Source organism: Paracoccus luteus, assembly GCF_004522155.1.
In the GTDB taxonomy this organism is placed as follows: Bacteria; Pseudomonadota; Alphaproteobacteria; order Rhodobacterales; family Rhodobacteraceae; genus Paracoccus; species Paracoccus luteus.
On the sequence record NZ_SDEA01000002.1, the window covers coordinates 19,872 to 41,209 of the forward strand.

A 21,338-nucleotide genomic window follows, 5' to 3' on the forward strand; every position below is an offset into this window, starting at 1 on the left:
CCCCGGAGGCTCCGGCCGCACAGCCGGGCGCAGGGCCGCCCCCTGATGCCGGCGCTGATGATCCAGGGGACCGGCTCGAACGTGGGCAAGTCGATGCTTGTCGCGGGGCTGTGCCGGGCGGCGCGCCGGCGCGGGCTGTCGGTCGCGCCGTTCAAGCCGCAGAACATGTCCAACAACGCCGCCGTGACCGCCGACGGCGGAGAGATCGGCCGCGCCCAGGCGCTGCAGGCCCGCGCCGCGGGGCTGGACCCGGTGACCGACATGAACCCGGTGCTGCTCAAGCCCGAGACCGACACCGGCAGCCAGGTCGTCGTGCAGGGCCGCCGCGTGGCCACCGTCAGGGCGCGGGACTATGCGGCGCTGAAGCCGTCGCTGCTGGCGCCGGTGCTGGACAGTTTCCGCCGCCTTGCCGCCGCCCATGACCTGGTGATCGTCGAGGGCGCGGGCAGCCCGGCCGAGGTCAACCTGCGTGCGGGCGACATCGCCAACATGGGGTTTGCGCGGGCCGCTTGCGTGCCGGTGATCCTGGCGGGCGACATCGACCGCGGCGGGGTCATCGCGCAGATCGTGGGCACGCAGGCGGTCATCGACGCGGGCGACGCGGCGCTGGTCGAGGGCTTTGTCGTCAACAAGTTCCGCGGCGACCCGCGCCTGTTCGACGACGGCTATCGGCTGATCGCGGACCGCACCGGCTGGCGCGGTTATGGCGTGCTGCCGTGGTTTCCGCTGGCCCACCGCCTGCCGGCCGAGGATGCGCTGGACCTGCCGCGCGGGGGCGGCCAGGGCGTCCATGTGGTCGCACTGGGCCTGTCGCGGATCGCCAATTTCGACGATCTGGACCCGCTGGCGGCCGAGCCGGGCGTGCGGCTGACGCTGCTGCGCGAAGGCCAGCCGATCCCCGGCGACGCGGCGCTGGTGATCCTGCCCGGCAGCAAGTCGACCCGCGGCGACCTGGCGTTCCTGCGCGCGCAGGGCTGGGACATCGACCTGGCCGCGCATGTGCGGCGCGGCGGCCATGTGCTGGGGCTGTGCGGCGGCTATCAGATGCTGGGGACGGCGATCGACGATCCCGCCGGGGTCGAGGGCGCGGCGGGCAGCGCGCCGGGCCTTGGCCTGCTGGACATCCGCACCCGGATGAGCGCCGAGAAGCGCGTGACCCGCGCCACCGGCACGGCGATGGGCCACCCCGTCGCGGGATACGAAATCCACGTCGGGCGCAGCAACGGCCCCGACCGCGCGCGCCCCTTTGCCACCCTGGGCGGCGTCCCCGAAGGGGCGGTCAGCCCCTGCGGCCGGATCATGGGCACCTATCTGCACGGCGCGTTCGCGGCGGACGGGTTCCGGCAGGCGTTCCTGGGACGGCTGGGGGCCGCGCCCTCGGGCCTCGACTTCGAATCGGGGGTGGACGCCGCGCTGGACGCGCTGGCTGACCATGTCGAGGCGCATCTGGATGTGGCGGGGCTGCTGGCGGTGGCACGCTAAGGCCCCCCGCGCCGGGGTCGTTGACCGGCCTTTACGCCTCAGGCCAGGGCGGCGGCGACGCGGTCCCACTCGGCGGGCGCGGGCAGGCCCAGCCGCAGCCAGCGGTCGTGCCACGGAAAGATGCGCGACCAGATGTGGCGGCGCGCCAGCCGGTCCTGCGCGGCGACGGCGTCCGGCGTCTCATACAGCCGGAACAGGTGGCCGCCGCCGACCACCGCCCAGCCTGCGGCGGCGGCCAGCGCGTCCAGCCGCGCGGCGTCCCCGGTCAGCCGGGCGGTCGTTGCCGCGGCCCAGTCGTGGTCGGCCAGCGCCGCGCGGCCGATCGCGATCGCCGGTCCGCTGACCGGCCAGGGCCCGGCCATCGCCGACAGTGCGGCAATCGAGGCGGCGTCCCCCAGCACGAAGCCCAGCCGCACCCCGGCCAGTCCATAGAACTTGCCGAACGACCGCAGCACCAGCGCCCCGCCCGGATCGCGCACCAAGGACAACTCGGCCACCGGGTCGGCAAAGCTTTCGTCCACCACCAGCCGCCCGACCCGCCCGGCCAGCGCCCGCAGCGCGGCGGGATCGTGGCGACGGCCGTCGGGGTTGTTGGGGTTGACCACCACGGCAAGGTCGGCCCCGGCCAGCGCGGCGGGGTCCGCCACCTCGTCCACAGTCCAGCCTGCCGCGCGCAGGGCGGCGGCGTGTTCGTTATAGGTCGGGGCCAGCACCCGCGCGCGCCCCGGAGGGTCCAGCCGGGGGATCATCTGGATCGCGGCCTGCGCGCCCGCCACGGCCAGGATCGCGCCCCGCGCCCCCCATGCGCCGCGGGCGGCGTCATGCAGGGCCGCGATGTCGGTGCGGGTCGGCAGCGCCGTCCACGCCGCCGCATCGATGGGCGGCACCGGATAGGGCACGCGGTTGATGCCGGTGGACAGGTCGATCCAGTCCCCGTCCCCGAACCGCGCCCGCGCCGCGTCCAGATTGCCGCCGTGATCGCGCACCATCGTCCCGCCCCGCCGTCGCCGCACGCCCTATGCGCACCCCGCGCGCGGGACGCCCCCGCCTCAGACGCCGAAGCCCGCCTTGACCGGCAGCCACAGCGACAGCGACGGGAATAGCCAGAACACGAACAGCGCCGCAATCAGCAGACCGACATAGGGCGCCGCGCCGCGGATGATTTCCGCCAGCGGCGCGTTCGAGATGCCCTTGATGACGAACAGGTTCATCCCCACGGGCGGCGTGATCAGCGCCAGTTCAAGGTTGATGATCAGCAGGATGCCATACCAGACCAGATTCACGTCCAGCGCGATCAGCGTCGGCAGGATGATCGGCGTGGTGATCAGGATGATGGCGATGGTTTCCAGGAACATCCCCAGCACGAAGATCGCCACCATGACCACGAACAGGAACCCGGTCTGGCCCAGCCCAAGCTGGGTCACCGCCTCGATCACGGCGTTGGGCAGGCGGATCAGGGTGATGGCGTGGCCAAAGACGCCCGCGGCCGCGATGATCATGAACAGCATCGCTGTCGTGTGCATGGTGTCCCACAGGCACCCCATCAGGTCGCGCAGGGTGACCGTGCGATAGATCACGACGGCCACGAACAGCGCGTAAAGCGCGCCGATGCCGGCCGCCTCGGTCGCGGTGAAGACGCCCAGATAGATCCCGCCCAGCACGACGACGGGCATCATCACCGCCCAGATGCTGTCGCGCAGCGCCTGCACGACGCGGCCAAAGCCCTGCCACGGCTCGCGCCGGGTCTGGCCGTGGGCGCGCGCCTGCAGCCAGCTGAACACCGCGAACGCCAGCGCGATCAGCAGGCCGGGGATCACCCCGGCCAGAAACAGCGCCCCGATCGAGGCGTCCGAGACCACCGAATACAGGATCATCGGCCCCGAGGGCGGGATCAGGATGCCCAGCGTCCCGCCGGCGGCGATGATGCCATAGGTGTCGCGCGCCCGGTATCCGAACCGCTGCATCTGCGGGATGGCGGTCGAGCCGATGGTCAGCGCCGTCGCCACCGACGAGCCCGAGATCGCCGCGAAGATCGTGCAGGACAGGATCGTGGCGAACCCCAGCCCGCCCGGCAGGTGCCCGACCATCCGGTTGGCGGTCAGGAACAAATCGTCCACCACGCGGGCCTTGATCATCACATGCGCCATGAAGGCGAACATCGGGATCGCGGCCAGCAGCGGGCTGTTCAGGCTGGCGAACACCGCGTCGCCCATCGCGCCGATCTTGCCCTCGACGATCCACAGCACGCCCATCGAGGTCAGGCCGATCGCCGCAAAGATCGGCATGCCCGTCAGCAGCAGCGCGATCAGCGCCAGGAATGTCAGGGTGATCGTCATGTCCGTCCCCTCAGCCCCGCCACGATCTTCAGCGCCGCGACGACGGCCAGCAGGACGCCGCCCACGACCAGCGGGATCTGCACGACCCACATCGGCGCGCCCAGATAGCCGGGCGAATAGACGCCGAACGACCGCGAGAAGACGACCGTCTCATACCCCGTCCAGGCGATGGCCAGGGCAAAGACGATGACCGCCACATGCCCCAGCACCGACGACAGCCGCCGCATCCGCGCCGAGAACGCGCCCTGCACGATGTCGATGGCGATATGCTCGTCGCGGCGGTGCGCCTCGGCCGCGCCGAACATCACCGTCGCCACGATCAGAAAGCCCACCACCTCTTCGGCGCCGCGCACCGGCGCGCCGAAGAAATAGCGCCCGAACACGTTCACCGCCGTCAGCACCAGCATCGCGACGATGCACAGCACCGACAGCACGCCAAAGCTGCGCGACAGGGTCGCGGCCAGCCGCCCGGCGGGCCCGCGGGGCGGGGCCTCGGGCGGGCTGTCGATTTCGGGATCGCTGCGCATGGGCTTACTGCAGCTTCTGCACCAGCCCCAGCAGGGCCGTGCCGTCGTCGCCCGATTCCGCTGCAAACGCCTCGTTGAAGGCGGGTTGCATGGCGGCGCGGAACGCCTCGTTCTCGGCATCGGTGGCGACGTGGACCTGCACCCCGTGCGAGCGCAGCTCGTCCGGCGCCGATGCGGCGGCCGCCTGCGAGGCGTCCAGCGCCCATTGCGCGGCCGATTGCCCGGCCTGCGTCAGCGCCTGTTTCGACTTGTCGGACAGCCCGTCATGCCAGCCCGGGTTCACATAGCCGTGCAGATAGGCGCCAAGCGCCGGGACGACGACGAAATGGTCCTGCACCTCGTAATACTTGCGCGACACGGCGGCGGCGACGTCGGTGATGGCCGCGTCGATGACGCCGGTGGCCAGCCCCTGATAGACCTCGGACCCCGGCATCGTCACGGTTGTGGCGCCCATCGCGGCCAGCCCGGTGTCGAACGCCGGCCCCAGGCCCCGCATCTTGACGCCCTTGAAGTCGGCCGGCGTCTGCAGGAACCGGCCCTTGGACGTAAAGACCGACGTGTTGGTCTGGAACAGCCAGGCGATGTTCCTGACGCCCTTGTCGGACAGCCGCTGTTCCAGCAGGGCCGCGGCCTCGGACGTGGGCCATTTCTTCCACGCCTCGATCGAGGACATGGTATAGGGGCCGACCGTCACGTTCATCAGAGGCAGCGTCTTGCCCCACTGAAAGTTCAGCGAGAACGCACATTCGATGTCGCCCTTGGCGACCGCCAGGATGTTGTCGTTGGCCTTGACCAGGCTGTCGGCGCCAAAGATCTGGACGTCCAGCTCGCCCTCGGACAGCGTCTCGACCTCGGCCGCCCACTGCTCGACCACCTTGGCGATGTGGTGGGCGGGGGGCAGCTGGTGGCTGCACCGCATCTGGGTGGCGGCCTGCGCCGCCGTGACGCTTGCGGCGGTGGCCAGCAGCGCGGCGAAAAGTTTGGTCATTGCGATCTCCTCCCGTTGTCGCAGTCAGGCTGGCGGGTCAGGCCCGCCAGTCCAGATTTCGTGGCGCCCCGGACCGCGCGATGGCGCCGTAAAGCGGTTCGTCCGGCATCTGCGTTTCGACGATGGACCGGACCGCCGTCAATGCGTCCAGGTCGATGCCGGTGGCGAAGCCCATGCGTTCGCACAGATAGACCAGATCCTCGGTCACGATGTTGCCGGTGGCGCCCGGCGCGAAGGGACAGCCCCCCAGTCCCGCCAGCGCCGCGTCGATGACGCGGGCGCCGTTGTCCAGCGCGGCGGCGGCGTTGGCGATGCCGGTGCCGCGGGTGTCGTGCAGGTGGATGATGAACGGCCGGTCGCCGCACAGCGCGGCCATGCGCGCGCACAGCGCGCCGACCTGGCGCGGCCCGCCATAGCCGACGGTGTCGGCGATCCCCACGATGTCGGCCCCGGCGGCTAGGCAGCGTTCGGCAAGCGCCAGCACCTCGTCGCCCGCGACCTCGCCCGCGATCGAGCAGCCGAACGCCATTGCGATGCCCGCGTTGACCAGCTTGCCCGGCGCGCCCGCGTCGCGGGCGGCGGCGGCGCGGGCGACCAGCGCGAGGGAATCCGCGCGCGAACGGCGGATGTTGGCCTGGCTGTGCGCCTCGGACGCGGACACGACGCAGACCAGCTCGTCCACCGGGGACGCCAGCGCCGCGTCGATGCCGCGTTCGTTCAGCGTCAGCGCGGCGGTGAACAGGCCGGGGATCGCGGCGGCGGCGTCCAGCAGGGCCGCAAGGTCGGCGAACTGCGGGAACCGCGACGGCGGCAGGAACGAGCCCAGCTCGAAATGGCGCACGCCGGCGGCGTGTTCGCGGGCCAGCCAGTCCAGCTTGCCGGCGGTGGTCGGAAACTGCCCGGCGATCTGCAACCCGTCGCGCAGCCCGACCTCGCGCAGGGTGATCCGGTCGGCGGGATAGACCCGCGCCAGCCGGGTCATGCCGCCACCCTGCCGCGGGCGGCGTCGATCTGGTCGGGCGACAGCCCAAGGCGGCCCAGCACCTCGGCGGTGTCCTGCCCGACGGCCGGCACCTCGCCGCCGCCGGTGATCATGGCGCCGTCCACCTCGAACGGCAGCGACGGCGCGCGGAAGGGCGTGCCGTCCGGCAGATGCGACAGCGCCAGCCCGCCCGCCCGCATCACATGCGGGTCGTCATACATGTCCGACGGCCGCGCGATGGGGGAAAACGGGATGCCCATGCCTTCGAAATCGCGGCCCAGCGCGGCCGAGTTGCGCCCGGCGATGGCGCGCGCCACCACCGGCAGCGTGCGCGCCCGCGCGTTGATCTGGTCCATCCGGGTCTGCAGGCCAGGGTCGTCCAGCAGCTCCTGCAGGTCCAGATAGGAACACAGCGCCCGCCACTGTCCCTCGGTCACGGCGCCGACAAAGACCTGATGGCCGTCCAAGGTGTCGAAGATGTCATAGACCGGCCACGAGAAATCGCGTTCCGGCATGGGCGGCGGGTTCACGCCCTCAAGCTCGAACTGGACCATGTGCTGGGCGACCAGCAGCAGGCAGTTCTCGAACAACCCGATGCGGATCGACCGGCCCTTGCCGGTCCGCTCACGCTCCATCAGGGCGGCGACGACGGACAGCGCGCCGAACAGCCCGCCCATGATGTCGTTGGCCGACGATCCGACCCGCAGCGGCCGGCCGCTGGGCCCGGTCATATAGGCCAGCCCTGTCATCATCTGCACCACCTCGTCCAGCGCGGTGCGGTTTTCATAAGGGCCGGACAGGAACCCCTTGTGCGACGCGAGGATCAGCCGCGGAAAGCGCCGGCGCAGGTCGTCGGGATCGGCGCCCATGCGGGCCAGCGACTGGTCGCGGAAATTGTCCACGAAGACGTCGGCGGTTTCCAGCAGCCGGTCCAGCGCGGCGCGCCCGGCGGGCGAGGCGCTGTCGATCTGGACCGATTTCTTGCCCCGGTTGAACAGCGGAAAGAACGGCCGCCCCATGCCCGACAGCGCGCGGGTCTTGTCGCCCTGCGGCGGTTCGACCTTGATGACCTCGGCGCCCAGGAACCCCAGGAACATGCCGCAGGACGGCCCCATGATCATGTGGCTCATCTCGACGACCCGGATGCCGGCCAGCGGCGCGAATTCTTGTGTCATGCGGCCCTCCTGCCCCGGACCCTAGCGGCGGGCGACGTTGCGTGAAATTACAGAGTATGTAAAAAATCGTTCGAGGAATTGGAAAGCATGGACAGCCGCCAGCTGCGCTATTTCGCCGCCATCCACGACGCGGGCAGCCTGTCGGCGGCGGCGGCGGCGGAACATGTCGCCGTGTCGGCGCTGAGCTATCATCTGGCGAACCTGGAATCGGAACTGGGCGTGACGCTGTTTTCGCGCAAGCCGCGGGGGCTTGCGCCGACGGCGGCGGGGCGGCGGCTTTACACCCACGCCCGCGCCGTCCTGCGCGCCATCGACGACGCCAGGACCGACCTGTCCGCCGCGCGCGAGGGGGTGTCGGGCGAGGTGTCGATCGGGCTGGCCTATTCCGCGGTCAAGGCCATCGGGCTGGAACTGGCCCGCCGGGTGCTGACCGATCACCCAAGCCTGCGGCTGGTGCTGACCGAAAGCCTGTCGGGGACGACGCTGCTGCACCTGCAGTCGGTCGATGTCGATCTGGCGCTGGTCTATAACCCGCCGCCCACGCCGCTGCTGGACTGCACCCCGCTGCTCGAGGAACGGATGGTCCTGCTGGGCCGCCCCGACATCGTGGGCGACCGCCCCGATCCCATCACCGTGGCCGAGGTGCTGGACCTGCCCATCATCCTGCTGCGCCAGGGCGTGTCGGCCCGCGCGCTGATGGAGGATTCGGCCCTGCTGCGAAAGCTGGAATCGCGGGCGCGGCTGCAGATGAACTCGGTCCAGGCCATCGGCGCCGCCCTGACCGAGGGGCTGGGCTGCGCCATCGGGACCGACCTGTTCATGCGCGAACGCCTGCAGGCGGGGGATATCGTCAGCCGCCCGATCATCGAGCCGACGCTGCATCGCACGCTGTATCTGTGCCAGCTGACCGACCGCCCGCCAACCGTCGCGCGCGAGGTGATGCACGCGCTGATCACCGAGCTGGTGTTCAAGGCGGTGGCCGACGGCACATGGAAGGCCACGCCGATCGCCCCCGCGCGCGTCAGGCGGCCCGGCTAAAGCGGCGGGAAACCCGCCGGCGCAAGGCCGCCCAGCGCCACACCGGCCAGCACCAGACCGGCCAGCGCCACGGCCCGGCGGAACACCGCCAGTCCCTGCGCCAGCGCCCGCGGTCCGGGGTCCGCCGCCGCGCCGTTGATCCAGGGTTCGGGCGCGATACGGTCGGCATAGGCGCGCGGGCCGGACAGCCGCACCCCCAGCGCACCCGCCATCGCCGATTCGGGCCAGCCGCCGTTCGGCGACCGGTGCCGGGGCGCATCCGCGCGCGCCACCCGCCACGAGGCCGCCGGCCGCCCGCCCGCCAGCGCGATCAGCCCCGCCGTCAGCCGGGCGGGGATCAGGTTCGCGGCATCGTCGATGCGCGCCGCCGCCCAGCCGAAATCGGCATGGCGCGGCGTGCGGTGGCCGATCATCGAATCCAGCGTGTTGACGGCCTTGTAGGCGGCGATGCCCGGCAGCCCCGCCACCGCCCCCCAGAATAGCGGCGCGATGACCCCGTCCGACGCGTTCTCGGCCAGGCTTTCCAGCGCCGCGCGGGCGATGCCGCCCCGGTCCAACCGCTGCGGGTCGCGCCCGACGATCATCGCCACGGCCTGCCGCGCGCCCCCGATGTCGCCCGCCGCCAGCGGGCGGGCCACGGCCGCGACGTGATCGTGCAGCGACCGTGCGGCGACCAGCGGCCAGGCCAGCACCCCGACCAACAGCGCGCCCGCCCATCCTCCCGGCAGCACCCCCTGCGCCAATGCCCCGGCCGCCGCCGCCGCGACCACCAACAGCGCCGCCGCCGTCCCCTTGGCCCGGCGGCCCCGGCCCCGGTTCCAGCGCCGGTCCAGCGCCGCGACCAGCGCGCCGATCCACGTCACCGGATGGCCCACGCGGGCATAAAGCCGCGCCGGCCAGCCCAGCGCGGCATCCAGCGCCAGCGCCGCCAGCATCGCCAGCGCCATCGTCATGGCAGCCCCGCGCGAAACCGCAGGACGCCCGAAAACTCCATGTCGCGCAGCGCGGCGGCCAGCCGGGCGGGGACGGTGCCGGGGGCAAAGACCAGCCCCTGCGCCGACCCGGTATGCGCCGCGACCCAGCCCAGCGCCCCCGTGGCGCGGACGAGGCCCGCGGCCACGCCCCGCGTCCCCAGCCGGCGCGCGGCCGATTCGGATGCCAGCGCCGCCTGCGTGGCCAGATCGGGCCGCCAGCGCGCGACCAGATCGGCGATGTGGGGGAAATCGTCGTCGGCCGGATCGGTGCGCCGGGGCGGGCCGACGAACCCGCCCACGATCTCGCACCTTGCCAGCGGCGCCATGCGGCCCAGAACCCGCCCTTGGCGCGAGGCCCACAGGACGGTCGCCGCGTCGTCCAGCATCAGCGGGTCGGACGCGCCCTCGGCCGCGACGCAGGCCCGCGCCAGCCGCAGGGGATCGCCGCGCCAGCCCGCCGCGCGCGCCAGCGCCACCAGCGCGGCGGTGGACATGCCCGCGCCCCCGCCCGGCGGCGCCTCGGCCCGCAGAACGACGCGGCCCGGCAGCGGCAGGCCCAGCGCCGTCAGGAACCGCCGCGCGCGGGCGGGCGCGACCAGCCCGCCATGCAGCGCAAGGCCGCGCCCGCCTGCGGCCCACGCGGTCACGCCCAGCGCCGGACAGGGCAGCGTCAGCAGCGCGACCGGCCCGTCGGGGCCAAGCCGGCCCTGCAACAGCTCGCCGAAATGACCGGCAACGCGGACCCCTGGCGGCCCTTTCATGCGACGGTCCGGTTCACGCAGGTGACGGCCCAGCCTGCGGGGTGCGCCTCGATCACGGTCAGGGACAGGGGGGCCACGCGGAACGCCAGCGCCCCGGCCGTGCTGCCCGTCGCCCGCGCGATGGCGGCGCGCACGGTGCCCGCGTGGGCCACGACGGCGATGCGGCCGCCACGGCGGGCCAGATCCTCCAGCGCGGGGATGGTGCGGTCGCACAGCGCGGCAAAGCTCTCGCCGCCGGGGGGCGCGGTGCGGGCCAGTTCGTCGGCGGTGATGGGGCCGAGGTCGGGCAGATGGGCATAGGCCGCGCCCTCCCACGCGCCGAAATCCTGTTCCCACAGGCGGGCGTCCTGATCGACGTCGGCGCCGGGCCACAGCGCCGCCGCCGTCAGGCGGCAGCGCAGCGCGGGGCTGGCGGCGATGCGGTCCACCGGCCCCGCAAGCGCCGCCAGCGCGGCGGCGGCCGCCGCATCCACCGCTGCCGACACGTCGCGCCGCCCCGCCAGCCGGCCCTGATCGTCCGACGGCGCGTGGCGGATCAGGATCAGCGTCGCGACGCGCGGCGCGGGCAAGGGGGCGGGCAGGTCGGGGGGCGGGATCACGGTTTCCTGCTTTCGGCGGCCCCGCGTTTCTGCTTTGTCGGGGCGCGGGGAACAAGACCCGCCCTGCCCCAACCCCACCCTCACGCCCCATTCCCCGCGAAGCGACCATGACCCGCATCACCCTGATCACCGGCGGCGCCCGGTCCGGCAAAAGCCGGATCGCCGAGACGCTGGCCCTGCGGGCGGGCCGCGCCGTCTATCTGGCCACGGCCGAGGCCCGCGACGCCGAGATGGCCGACCGCATCAAGGCCCACCGCGAGCGGCGGGGGCCGCAGTGGACCGACCGGGCCGCGCCCCTGGACCTGCCCGCGGCGCTGGCCGAAACCGACGGCATGGGGCCGCGGCTGGTCGACTGCCTGACCCTGTGGCTGACCAACCTGATGCTGGGCGGCCACGACATCGACGCGGCCGCCGCCGCCCTGCTGGCCGCGCTTGGGACCGCCCGCGATCCCGTGGTCCTTGTCACCAACGAGGTCGGCGCGGGCATCGTGCCCGACAACGCGCTGGCGCGGCGGTTCCGCGACGCGGCGGGGCTGTTGAACCAGCAGGTCGCGGCGGCCGCCGACCGGGTGGTGCTGGTCGCCTGCGGACTACCGCTGGTCCTGAAGGGACCGGCCCTGGATAAGGATTGACGATGAGCCTTGATTTCGCGGCGCTGACCGCCGACCTGACCGCCCCCGACGCCGCCGCGGTGGACGCCGCGCGCGCGGCAGGACAGCCTGACCAAACCCCCCGGATCGCTGGGCCGGCTTGAGGATCTGGCGGTGTTCATGGCCGGCTGGCAGGGCACCGCCCGCCCCCGCATCGACCGCGCGCAGGTGATCGTCTTTGCGGGCAACCACGGGGTCTGCGATCAGGGCGTGAACCCGTTCCCGCAGGCGGTGACGGCGCTGATGGTGGACAATTTCCGCGCTGGCGGCGCGGCGGTGAACCAGCTTGCGCGGGTGGCCGGTGCCGACCTGTCGGTCGTGGCGCTGGATCTGGACCGACCCACCGCCGATTTCACCCAAGGCCCGGCAATGGATGACGCAGCCCTTGCCGATGCGCTGGACCGCGGCCGCGCGGCGGTCGATCCCGCCGCGCAGGTGGTGGCGCTGGGCGAGATGGGGATCGGCAATTCCACCGTCGCGGCCGCGCTGTGCGCGGCGCTGCTGGGCGGTCCAGCCGGGGACTGGACCGGCGCGGGCACCGGCGCCGATGACGCGACGATGGCGCGCAAGCGCGCGGCGGTGACGGCGGGTGCGGCGCGCGCCCGCGGCCTGCCGCCGCTGCAGGTGCTGGCGGCCATCGGCGGGCGCGAGCAGGCGGCGATCTGCGGCGCGATCCTTGCCGCGCGCGCGGCGCGGGTGCCGGTGATGCTGGACGGCTTCATCTGCTGCGCGGCGGCGCTGGTGTTGCACGCGGCCGACCCGCGGCTGCTGGACCACTGCCTGATCGGGCACGCCAGCGCCGAACCGGGCCACGCGGCGCTGTGCGCGGCCTTGGGCAAGCAGCCGATCCTGGATCTGGGAATGCGGCTGGGCGAGGGGTCCGGCGCCGCTGTGGCGCTGTCGATCCTGCGCCACGCGCTGGCGATGCACGACGGCATGGCGACATTCGCCGAGGCGGGCATCGGGTGACTCGACCGGGGCAGGCGCATCGGGTGCGGCCCCGGCTGGATCAGGCGCGTCTGGCGCTGGCGCTGCTGACCCGGCTGCCCGTCGGGCGGATCGGGACCGCGCCGCCGATGGGGGCGTCGGCCTGGGCCTGGCCGCTGGCGGGGGCGGTCGTCGGGCTGGCGCAGGCGCTGGTGCTGGCGCTGCCGCTGGCCGCGCCGGTCGCCGCCGGGCTGGCGGTCGCCGCCGGGCTGGCCCTGACCGGCGCCCTGCACGAGGATGGGCTGGCCGACCTGGCCGACGGGCTGTCGGGCGGGCGCGATCCCGAGGGGCGGCTGGCGATCATGAAGGACAGCCGCATCGGCGCGCATGGCGCGGCGGCGCTGGTCGTGGCGCTGGGTCTGCGCTGGACGGCGCTGACGCTGCTGGCGGGCTGGGACACGGCGGATGCCGCGCTGGCGCTGGCGGCGGCGGGGGCGGCCAGCCGTGGCCTTTTGCCCGCGATGCTGCTGCGCTTGCCGCTGGCCCGCGCGGGCGGCTTTGCGGCGGCGGCGCGGGCCGGGCTGACGCCCGCCGGTGCCGCCGTGGCGGCGCTGACCGGCGCGGCGATGCTGCTGGCGGCGGGGCCGTGGGCGCTGCCGCTTGCGGCGCTGGCGGCGGCAGGGATCGCGGCGCTGGCGCTGCGGCGTCTGGGCGGGATCACCGGCGACGTGCTGGGCGCGGCGCAGGTCGTGGCCGAACTGGCGGCGCTGGTCGTGCTGACCGCTTAGGTTGTGAACCCATAAGTGCATTTCCGCAAAGTGGCCAATCTGCGGAAAATCGGCGCGCAACGACCTCGCGGCAGTGCACCCCGCCTGCTCAAGGCTGTGGATGCGGGCTTATGAGTCCGCAACCCAGACCGCCGCGCGCCGCGCCTTGATCCGCAGCCAGACGAGGGCCACCAGCCACAGCGCGGCGATCACCCACAGATCGACCGCCAGCAGGCGGCCCCAGCCCGCGCCCGGCGGCGTCATCGCCATCGCGTCGCCCAGCACCGACAGCAGCACGCAGGCGACAAAGCTGACCAGCCCGCCGCGCCCGATGACCGCCAGCGCGCGCCCCGGCCCGGTCGCCGCCGCCCATGAGAACAGCCCCGACAGCGGCACGGCGACCAGCCAGCTGGCCGCCATGATCGCCGCAAAGCGCACCCAGTCCAGCGACCATTTGTCCACCGAGCCGACGGCGTGCCACATGGCGTCGGCCAGCCGCTTGCCGTCCGGCCCCATGCGCCACAGCGTCACCATCCCCAGCGAGTAGATCGTCACCACCGCCGCCAGCAGCGTCAGCGCCGCGGCATGGCGGCGCAGCGCCGGCATGAAGCGGTGGCGGAACAGCCCCATCGCCACGCCCGCGTGAAACAGCATCTGCCAGCCGAAGGGGTTGAACAGCAGCCCGCCCTCGACCCGCTGGTTGGGCAGGGCGGCGTTCAGCGGCACCGCCACGGCCCACAGCGCCAGCGACCCGGCGGCGAACCGCCACGGCCAGCGCAGAAGGACCGGCACCGTCGCCGGGGCCAGCGCCAGCAGGATCACATACAGCGCCAGAACGTCCAGCAGGTTCGGCTGCATCCACAGCAGGGCCAGCGTGCCCAGATAGCCCAGCGGGTTGTCGATCACCCAGTTGCCGTATTCGAACCAGACCGCGGTGTGGACCAGCCCCGCCTCGCTCAGGCCCCGCGACAGCAGCGCCAGCAGGACGCCGCCGATGACCAGCGCCAGCCAGACCTGCCCCGCGCGGCGGAAAAACCGCCATTGCGCGGCCGCCAGCCCCTGGCGCGCCTGCACCTTGGTCCAGACCATGCCGACCAGGAACCCCGACAAAAGGACGAACAGCTCGGCCGCGTCGAAGATCGCGAAGTTGGTCAGCGTGACCATCCGCAGAACGCCCAGCGGCATGTGGTCCAGCATGATGCAGGCCAGTGCATAACCGCGCAGCATGTCCAGCGCGCCGATGCGGGCGGCGGGCTGCGTCATTCCGGCAGGGCGGCCCAGCGGTCCAGCAGCGCGGGGTCGGTCAGCAGGGCGGCGCGCTCGGCGCGGTCAAGGAACTCCAGCGCCTGCCGCTGCGAGGTCGCGGCCCCGATCTTGGCGGCGGCGGCGATGGCGGGCAGGCGTTCGGCCGCGGGCCGGTCGGGCAGCGGCGGCAGCAGGGCCGTGTGGGCCGCGCGCGCGGCCGGGTCGCGGGCCAGCGCCAGCGTGGCGTCGGCGGGCGGGCGCACGCGCCGGGCGTGGGCCACGGCGGCCGACAGGACGGGGGGCACGGACCGTTCCTCGGGGGTGACCAGCAGGCCGGCCAGCCGCGCCCAGCGCCCCAGCACCGCCGACGCCGACCAGCGCGAGGTCAGCGGCGCCAGGATCAGCCCCGCCAGGATCGGCGATAGCCAGATCAGCTGGCCCGGCGACAGCACCGCAAGGATCGCCAGCGTCACCAGCCCCGCCGCGACATGCATCCAGTGCCGTCGCAGGACCAGCGGCCACGGCGGCATCGACCCCTTGCGCACCTGGCTTTCCCAGCCCGAGTTGCGGCCCTGCAGGATTTCCAGGATCTGGCGGGTCTGGATCAGCATCTGCACGGGCGCGATCAGCGCCGACATCACCGTCTCGAACACCGCCGACAGCAGCACCCGCGACCGGCCGCCCGACGCGGCGGCCAGCGGGCGGCGCCACGACCGGAAGATGGCGATGGCCTTGGGCAGCAAAAGCAGCGTCATCGCCGCCGCGAACAGCCATTTCATCCGTGCCGCGTCAAAGGTGGGCCAGTCGGGAAACAGCTGGAAGGTCGAGGGGAAATACTGCGGCTGCGACAGGATCACGTTGGCGGTCAGCGCCATGCCGACCAGGATCATCGCCAGCCACACCGGCGACATGACAAAGCCCAGCACGCCGATGGCGAAATGCGCCCGGCTGACCCAGGTGAACCCGCGCGCGCCGATCAGGCGCAGGTGCTGCAGGTTGCCCTGCGCCCAGCGGCGTTCGCGCACGGCCATGTCCAGCAGGGTCGGCGGGCTGCCCTCGAAGCTGGCGCGCAGATCCCAGTCCAGCCGCACCTTCCAGCCCGCGCGCGCCAGCAGCGCCGCCTCGACGAAGTCGTGCGACAGGACCGTGCCGCCCCAGGGCGCCTTGCCGGGCAGTTCCGGCAGGCCGCAGCATGCGGCGAATGCGGGGACGCGGATCATCGCGTTGTGGCCCCAGAAATTGCCGTTGTCGCCCGACCATGCGGCGACGCCGCGCGCGGTCGGCGGACCGTAGAAGCGGCCGGCGAACTGGATCACGCGCGAAAAGATCGTCTGCCCGCCGGTCAGCATCGGGATGGTCTGGATCAGCGCCAGCGCGGGGTCGGCGGCCATGCGCGCACTCATCGCGGCGACGACCTGGCCCGACACGACGCTGTCGGCGTCCAGCACGACCATCTGGTCATAGCGCCCGCCCCAGCGGCGCACGAACTCGGCGATGTTGCCGGCCTTGCGCCCGGCGTTGTCGGTGCGGCGGCGATACCAGACCGGGATGGGCGCGGCCGCGCGCAGGGCCGCGACGGCCAGCGTCTCGCCAGCGAAGAACGCCGGGTCGCGGCTGTCGGACAAGACGAAGATCTCGGCCCGCCCGGCCAGCCCCGCGGCCGCCATCTCGTCCGCCAGCGCGGCCAGCAGGCCCATGCTGTCGCCCGCATCCTCGTGATAGACGGGCATGACCACGGCCACACGCGCGTCCCCCGGATCGGCCGGGGTCTGCGGCTGGCGCGCGACCAGCCCCGCCAGCATCGAACAGAAGCTAAAGCCGACCCACGCGAAGGTCAGCGTGAACAGCCCCAGCAGCGCGTATTGCAGCGGCTGGATGCGGTCGCCGAAGACCAGCAGCATCTGCCAGCAGCCCAGCGCCGTCACCACGGCGGTGCCGCCGAAGGCGATCAGCCGGGCGGCGCGCACGTCCGGCGTGGCGGGCTGGCGGGCGGGGCCCGGGGGTGGGGCGGCGCGGAAATCCTGCACCGGCATCGCCAGCGGCGATTCCGGCGGCACGGCGGGCGGCTGGGCGGGTGGATCGGCGGCGGCGGCGGGCGGCGGGCCGGGGTCGGCCGCTGTCACCGGCGGCGGCTGCAGGGGCGCGCTGTCCATCCGGTCAGCCCCGCGTCCAGCGCGCCAGCCACGTCTCGCTGAGCGCGCCGGCGGGGCCGTTCAGCACCGCCGACAGATCGGCCAGTTCGGCGCCGTCGTCCCGGAACTCGAACGCAAGGCGCATCACCCCCTGGTCGGGCAGGCGCACCAGATGCAGGTGGTCCACCTGCCCGGCCGAGGCGGTGACGGCGGCGACCGGATCGTCCGCCCCCATGAACAGCGCCAGGTCGAAGTCGATGACATAGCTGCGCGCGCCGCGCGCGTTGATCGACTGCCCGGTGCGGGTCTGGCGCACGCGGGCCAGCGGCGCATCGTCGGGGGGCACCGCGCCGAAGGTCAGGTCATAGGCGAAATCATGGCGCTGCCCCGCGGCCAGGGCCACGGCCGGCTGCCAATAGCTGACGATGTTGTCGTTGAACTCGTTCTCGACCGGGATCTCGACCAGCGACACCGCGCCCTGCCCCCACAGGCCGCGCGGCGCGATCCACGCCGAGGGCCGCAGCTCATACCGGGCCTCGGCGTCCTGATACGCGGCAAAGTCGCGCTTGCGCTGCGCCAGCCCGAAGCCGCGCGGATTGTCGTCCACAAAGGCCGACATCTGCAGCGTCGGCGGGTTGATCAGGTGCCGCCACAGCCGCTGTCCGGTGCCGGTCACGATCTGCAGCCCGTCGCTGTCGTGGACGGCGCTGCGATAGTCATCCTCGCCCGCGCCGTCGCCCGGTCCGAACCAGAACATCGAGGTCAGCGGCGCGATGCCCGCCTGCGCCAGGTCTCGGCGGGGAAACAGCGCGGCGCGCGTGGCGATGACGGTGTCGTCGCCGGGGGTGATGACGAACTCATACGCGCCCGCGACGGACGGGCTGTCCAGCAGCGCCTGAACCGTGACCGCGCGGTCGCGCGCACCGGGCCGGTGCAGCCAGAACTCGCGGAAGACGGGGAACTCTTCGCCCTCGGCGCTGCCGGTGCCCAGCGCAAGGCCGCGGGCCGACAGGCCATAGCGGGCGCCGCGCGACAGGGCGCGGAAATAACTGGCGCCCTGAAAGACCGCCAGCTCGTCCAGATGATCGGGCCGGTTCAGGTTGGCGCGCAGGCGGAACCCCGACCAGCCCATGTCCCCGGCAGGCATCGCCGCGGCGTCGGGCGGGAACGAGATGTCGTCGAAATCAAAGACCGAGGGGTCGAACGGCAGCGCGCGGACCGCCCCGTTTTCCACGAGGTTGATGGTCACGGGGTCGGTATACAGCATCCCCGGCGGCAGCAGGTCCAGCCCGAAATCGGGCAGCCGCCACGGATCGGCCTCGCGCCGGAAGCGGATGCCGCGATAGGCGTCATAGCCAAGGTCGGCAAAGGGCGCGGCCAGCGTGGCGTCACGCCGCTGATGCGCCTGCCCGGCCAGTTCGGCGGCGCGCGCCACGACCTGGTCAAAGCTCCACGCGGGGGCCACATCGGCGGGGTCGGTGGCGGGGATCGCCGCCGCCTGCGCGTGAACGGGACGGGCGCCGCGGGGCGTCAGGCCCAGCGTCGCGGCAGCGGTCATGGAACCAAGGAACAGGCGACGCTTCACTTGCAGGCATCCGACGGGGGAACGTTGCCAGCCTTAGCGCAGGTCCGCAAGCGCGGCAACATTCTTGGCCGGTTATCCCGCAGCGCCGCGCCTATTCCAGCAGCAGGGGTAGCGTCGCCCGCAACAGCGCCATGCCGCCGGGTTCCCAGCCCAGCGCCGCCACCACCCGAGGGCGTCCCGCCGCGCCCGCCTATGCCAGCAGCTGGGGCAGCGTCGCCCGCAACAGCGCCATGCCGCCGGGTTTCCAGCCCAGCGCCGCCAGCCGCGCGCAGCCCATGACCGACAGCGCGCCCGCGTCGGCGCGGGGCGGCGGCGGGTGCGGGCAGCCGGTCAGCTGCTGGACCCCGCCCAGCAGGTCGTGGCGGTCCAGCACCAGGTCCGACACGTTGAAGACCCCCGAGGCCCCGCGGTCGAGGACCAGCAGCGCGGCGCGGGCAAGGTCGGCGCCATGCACCTCGGTCGCGACGCGGGGGGCGATAGGGCGGCCGGCACGGTAATCGGCGAACAGCCCCGCCCACTTGTTGGCGCGGCCCGGCCCATAGACGCCGGTCGCCCGCAGCGCCGCGCCCTGCGCCGGCAGGGCGGATTCCGCCTGCGCCTTGACCTGCCCGTAAAGGCTGGCGGGGCGCGCGGCCGTGCCATCGGGCAGCGCGGTGCCCGCGGGCCAGCCGTCATGGACCGCGCGCGAGGACAGGAACACCACCCGCGCGCCCGCCCGGTCGGCGTCGTCGAACAGCCGCAGCGTGCCGTCGCGGTTGGCCGCGACGAAGCCCGCCGGGTCGTCGCCTTCACCCCCGCGATACCGGCCGGGCGCGTGGGCCAGGGCCGCGTGGATCACCGCGTCGCAGCCCGACAGGGGCGCGGGCTGCCCCAGCCGCCAGCCGGGCAGCGCCTCGACCCGGTGCCCCGCCGCACGGGCGGCATCGACCATGAATCCCCCGACGATGCCGGTCGCGCCGGTGATGGCGATCCTCATGGATCGGGCAGGCCGCGAGGGTCGGGAACAGGGCCGTCGCCCGCATAGGCGCGCCACAGCTCGATCAGCGGGCGCAGGCGGTCGGCCTTGGCGTGGTCCTGCCACGGCTTTTCATACTGGAAATGCAGGATCTTCACGTCACGCCAGCGCCACAGGCCGGGCAGGTTGAACCACGCATATTGCAGCATGTTGAAGAACACCGGCAGCCCGTGCCAGTCGGGAAAGTAATGCTCAAGGAACGTCTGGTCGGTGCGCCGCCAGAACGCGCCCGGCACGTCCAGTTTCGCCAGCATGTCGGCGAAGGTCGCGGGGTCCGGCCGCGCCGTGAACACGCCCGAGTTCATGCGGTGGAAATCGGCCAGGCTTTCATAGACGTTCGGCGCGGCGCAGAACTGCGGATAATCGAACAGCCGGTCCACGTTCTGCAGCACCAGCGCGTCGGCGTCGATGAAGACGACGCGCGCGTAATCCAGCTGCCACAGCCGCAGCTTGGCGAAATTGTCCAGCGGCGTGTGAAAGGGGGGCTTTTCGCCCTTGGTGAATGCCGCGCGGCCATGCAGCGCGTCCCGCGCGTGGGCGGCGTTGAAGGCGTCCGAGGTCGGCAGCAGATCGCAGCGCACCAGCCGCGCGCCCAAGCCCGCCAGCGGCGCAAGGTCGGCCGCCGCCACGTCCGTATGCAGGACGCAGATGTCGGCGTCCGTCCCGGACAGCACGATGGACCGCACCAGCGCCCGCGCGCCCAGCGCATAATCGACGTTCGTCACCAGCGTGACGAACGCCCGGTCGGACCGCGCGGCGCGGTCCGGCGTCAGGCCGTCCAAGATCAGACCGCCTTCAGGCGCTTGCCTTCCGGGTCGTGATCGACGCGGCGGGCGATGTCCTTGGTCCAGGCGCTGACGGCGGGGACGCGGGTGCGGTCGATGCGGTGGGCGTATCTGCGGGCCACGTCCACCACCTCGGACAACAGCCCGTCCTGCAGCGTGGTGGGGTTCAGGCCCAGCGACAGGAACTGGTCGTTCTTGACGATCAGGTCGTTCTCGTCGGCCTCTTTGCGCGGGTTGGGCAGGAACTTGACCTCGGCCCCCGCCAGCCCGGCGACCAGCTGCGCCAGGTCGCGGACGCGGTGCGTCTCGGTCATCTGGTTGAAGATCTTGACCCGCTCGCCCGATTTCGGCGCATCCGACAGCGCCAGTTCCACGCAGCGCACCGAGTCCTGGATGTGGATGAAGGCGCGGGTCTGCCCGCCGGTGCCGTGGACCGTCAGCGGATAGCCGATGGCCGCCTGGATCAGAAAGCGGTTCAGCACCGTGCCGTAATCGCCGTCATAGTCGAAGCGGTTGATCAGCTGTTCGTGCCGCCGCGTCTGGTCGGTGTGGGTGCCCCAGACGATGCCCTGATGCAGGTCGGTGATCCGCAGCCCGTCGTTCTGGGCATAGAACTGGAACAGGATCTGATCGAGGCTTTTGGTCATGTGATAGACCGATCCGGGCCGCGTCGGATACAGGATCTGCTGGTCGCGCTTGCCGCTGGGCGTGTCGATCTGGACGTCCAGATAGCCTTCGGGGATCGGCGCGCCCACGCTGGAATAGCCATAGACGCCCATCGTCCCCAGATGGACCAGATGCGCGTCGATGCCGGTTTCCACCAGCGCCGCCAGCAGGTTGTGCGTGGCGTTGACGTTGTTGTCCACCGTATAGACCTTGTGGCGGTCGGTCTTCATCGAATAGGGCGCGGCGCGCTGTTCGGCGAAATGGATGACCGCGTCGGGACGCACCTCGGCCAGCCATGCTTTCAGCCGTTCGTATTCCGTCGCCAGGTTCAGCAGGTGAAAGTGGATGGTGCTGCCGCTTTCCTGCCGCCAGATGCGGCAGCGTTCCTGGATAGAATCCATCGGCGTCAGCGACTGCACGCCCAGTTCGGTGTCGATCCAGCGGCGCGACAGGTTGTCCACGATGTGGACCTCGTGCCCCAGGCTGGACAGGTGCAGCGAGGTGGGCCAGCCCACGAAACCGTCGCCGCCAAGAACCGCGATCCGCATCCCGAACTCCTTAATCAAGATCCGCGGGCGGGTTACCCTGCCGGCACGGGGCTGTCGAATGAAGAAATCATGACAGACCGGCGGCTTGGCGACAGTCTGCCCACTTGCCAGCGGAACGCGTCAGGCCGCGACGCGTTCCCGCACCCGCCCGCGCGG

At 72.6% G+C, this 21,338-nt stretch carries 20 protein-coding genes; 5 read left to right on the forward strand and 15 right to left on the reverse strand.

The features are described 5' to 3' along the window. Nucleotides 1-45 precede the first annotated feature (45 nt). Nucleotides 46-1,482, forward strand: coding sequence for a cobyric acid synthase (locus tag EPA64_RS02990; RefSeq protein WP_134724781.1), 1,437 nt, complete (start codon nucleotides 46-48; stop codon nucleotides 1,480-1,482). A gap of 38 nt (nucleotides 1,483-1,520) precedes the next feature. On the opposite strand, the gene cobD is transcribed toward EPA64_RS02990, so the two are convergent. From cobD to EPA64_RS03020, 6 genes are all read right to left on the reverse strand, one after another. Next, nucleotides 1,521-2,468, reverse strand: a complete 948-nt coding sequence (gene cobD / locus EPA64_RS02995; RefSeq protein WP_134725113.1) for a threonine-phosphate decarboxylase CobD — start codon at nucleotides 2,466-2,468, stop codon at nucleotides 1,521-1,523. A 63-nt stretch (nucleotides 2,469-2,531) separates the two neighbouring features. After that, nucleotides 2,532-3,818, reverse strand: a complete 1,287-nt coding sequence (locus tag EPA64_RS03000) for a TRAP transporter large permease (RefSeq protein WP_134724782.1) — start codon at nucleotides 3,816-3,818, stop codon at nucleotides 2,532-2,534. After that, nucleotides 3,815-4,345, reverse strand: a complete 531-nt coding sequence (locus tag EPA64_RS03005; protein WP_167626569.1) for a TRAP transporter small permease — start codon at nucleotides 4,343-4,345, stop codon at nucleotides 3,815-3,817. Before EPA64_RS03005 ends, EPA64_RS03000 begins: the two co-directional genes overlap by 4 nt. A gap of 4 nt (nucleotides 4,346-4,349) precedes the next feature. After that, entirely contained in the window at nucleotides 4,350-5,333 is a 984-nt protein-coding gene (locus EPA64_RS03010) for a TRAP transporter substrate-binding protein (protein ID WP_134724784.1), read from the reverse strand. 37 nt (nucleotides 5,334-5,370) lie between these two features. Continuing rightward, nucleotides 5,371-6,315, reverse strand: a complete 945-nt coding sequence (locus EPA64_RS03015) for a hydroxymethylglutaryl-CoA lyase (protein WP_134724785.1) — start codon at nucleotides 6,313-6,315, stop codon at nucleotides 5,371-5,373. Next, nucleotides 6,312-7,490 (reverse strand): CaiB/BaiF CoA transferase family protein, encoded by a 1,179-nt coding sequence (locus EPA64_RS03020; protein WP_134724786.1) that lies wholly within the window; start codon nucleotides 7,488-7,490, stop codon nucleotides 6,312-6,314. The genes EPA64_RS03015 and EPA64_RS03020 overlap by 4 nt, the downstream gene beginning before the upstream one ends. Nucleotides 7,491-7,577: 87 nt before the next feature. Here EPA64_RS03020 and EPA64_RS03025 point away from each other — a divergent pair, with 87 nt between their 5' ends. Beyond that, nucleotides 7,578-8,528 (forward strand): LysR substrate-binding domain-containing protein, encoded by a 951-nt coding sequence (locus EPA64_RS03025; protein ID WP_134724787.1) that lies wholly within the window; start codon nucleotides 7,578-7,580, stop codon nucleotides 8,526-8,528. On the opposite strand, the gene cbiB is transcribed toward EPA64_RS03025, so the two are convergent. Genes cbiB through EPA64_RS03040 form a run of 3 tightly spaced genes read right to left on the reverse strand, consistent with a single transcriptional unit; the run spans nucleotide 8,525 to nucleotide 10,862 of the window. Further along, nucleotides 8,525-9,481, reverse strand: a complete 957-nt coding sequence (gene cbiB, locus EPA64_RS03030) for an adenosylcobinamide-phosphate synthase CbiB (protein ID WP_134724788.1) — start codon at nucleotides 9,479-9,481, stop codon at nucleotides 8,525-8,527. The genes EPA64_RS03025 and cbiB overlap by 4 nt on opposite strands. Beyond that, nucleotides 9,478-10,263: a propanediol utilization protein gene (locus tag EPA64_RS03035; protein WP_167626570.1), complete on the reverse strand. Its 786-nt coding sequence runs from the start codon at nucleotides 10,261-10,263 to the stop codon at nucleotides 9,478-9,480. The genes cbiB and EPA64_RS03035 overlap by 4 nt, the downstream gene beginning before the upstream one ends. After that, on the reverse strand, nucleotides 10,260-10,862 hold the full coding sequence (locus EPA64_RS03040; protein WP_246026584.1) for a histidine phosphatase family protein: 603 nt from the start codon (nucleotides 10,860-10,862) through the stop codon (nucleotides 10,260-10,262). Before EPA64_RS03040 ends, EPA64_RS03035 begins: the two co-directional genes overlap by 4 nt. A gap of 107 nt (nucleotides 10,863-10,969) precedes the next feature. Here EPA64_RS03040 and cobU point away from each other — a divergent pair, with 107 nt between their 5' ends. The 3 genes from cobU to EPA64_RS03055 all read left to right on the forward strand — a co-directional run bounded on the left by cobU (nucleotide 10,970) and on the right by EPA64_RS03055 (nucleotide 13,227). After that, on the forward strand, nucleotides 10,970-11,494 hold the full coding sequence (gene cobU / locus EPA64_RS03045) for a bifunctional adenosylcobinamide kinase/adenosylcobinamide-phosphate guanylyltransferase (RefSeq protein ID WP_134724789.1): 525 nt from the start codon (nucleotides 10,970-10,972) through the stop codon (nucleotides 11,492-11,494). A gap of 87 nt (nucleotides 11,495-11,581) precedes the next feature. Beyond that, nucleotides 11,582-12,481 (forward strand): nicotinate-nucleotide--dimethylbenzimidazole phosphoribosyltransferase, encoded by a 900-nt coding sequence (cobT, locus tag EPA64_RS03050; protein WP_134724790.1) that lies wholly within the window; start codon nucleotides 11,582-11,584, stop codon nucleotides 12,479-12,481. Between the two features lie 23 nt (nucleotides 12,482-12,504). Further along, nucleotides 12,505-13,227: an adenosylcobinamide-GDP ribazoletransferase gene (locus tag EPA64_RS03055; protein ID WP_134724791.1), complete on the forward strand. Its 723-nt coding sequence runs from the start codon at nucleotides 12,505-12,507 to the stop codon at nucleotides 13,225-13,227. A 108-nt stretch (nucleotides 13,228-13,335) separates the two neighbouring features. Here EPA64_RS03055 and opgC read toward each other — a convergent pair whose 3' ends face one another. The 6 genes from opgC to EPA64_RS03085 all read right to left on the reverse strand — a co-directional run bounded on the left by opgC (nucleotide 13,336) and on the right by EPA64_RS03085 (nucleotide 21,182). Next, complete coding sequence (opgC, locus tag EPA64_RS03060; protein WP_246026585.1) at nucleotides 13,336-14,469, reverse strand: OpgC domain-containing protein; 1,134 nt, start codon at nucleotides 14,467-14,469, stop codon at nucleotides 13,336-13,338. Further along, nucleotides 14,466-16,604, reverse strand: a complete 2,139-nt coding sequence (gene mdoH, locus EPA64_RS03065) for a glucans biosynthesis glucosyltransferase MdoH (protein ID WP_134724792.1) — start codon at nucleotides 16,602-16,604, stop codon at nucleotides 14,466-14,468. Before mdoH ends, opgC begins: the two co-directional genes overlap by 4 nt. A gap of 4 nt (nucleotides 16,605-16,608) precedes the next feature. Further along, nucleotides 16,609-18,141 carry an OpgD/OpgG family glucan biosynthesis protein gene (locus EPA64_RS03070; protein WP_134724793.1) on the reverse strand — a complete coding sequence of 511 codons (1,533 nt, stop codon included), beginning with the start codon at nucleotides 18,139-18,141 and terminating at the stop codon, nucleotides 16,609-16,611. Between the two features lie 217 nt (nucleotides 18,142-18,358). Beyond that, a complete protein-coding gene (locus tag EPA64_RS03075) occupies nucleotides 18,359-19,144 on the reverse strand; it encodes an NAD-dependent epimerase/dehydratase family protein (RefSeq protein ID WP_134724794.1) in 786 nt (261 codons plus the stop codon). Continuing rightward, entirely contained in the window at nucleotides 19,141-19,968 is an 828-nt protein-coding gene (locus EPA64_RS03080; protein WP_246026602.1) for a glycosyltransferase, read from the reverse strand. Before EPA64_RS03080 ends, EPA64_RS03075 begins: the two co-directional genes overlap by 4 nt. After that, a complete protein-coding gene (locus EPA64_RS03085; protein WP_134724796.1) occupies nucleotides 19,968-21,182 on the reverse strand; it encodes an NAD-dependent epimerase/dehydratase family protein in 1,215 nt (404 codons plus the stop codon). Before EPA64_RS03085 ends, EPA64_RS03080 begins: the two co-directional genes overlap by 1 nt. Between the last annotated feature and the right edge of the window lie 156 nt (nucleotides 21,183-21,338).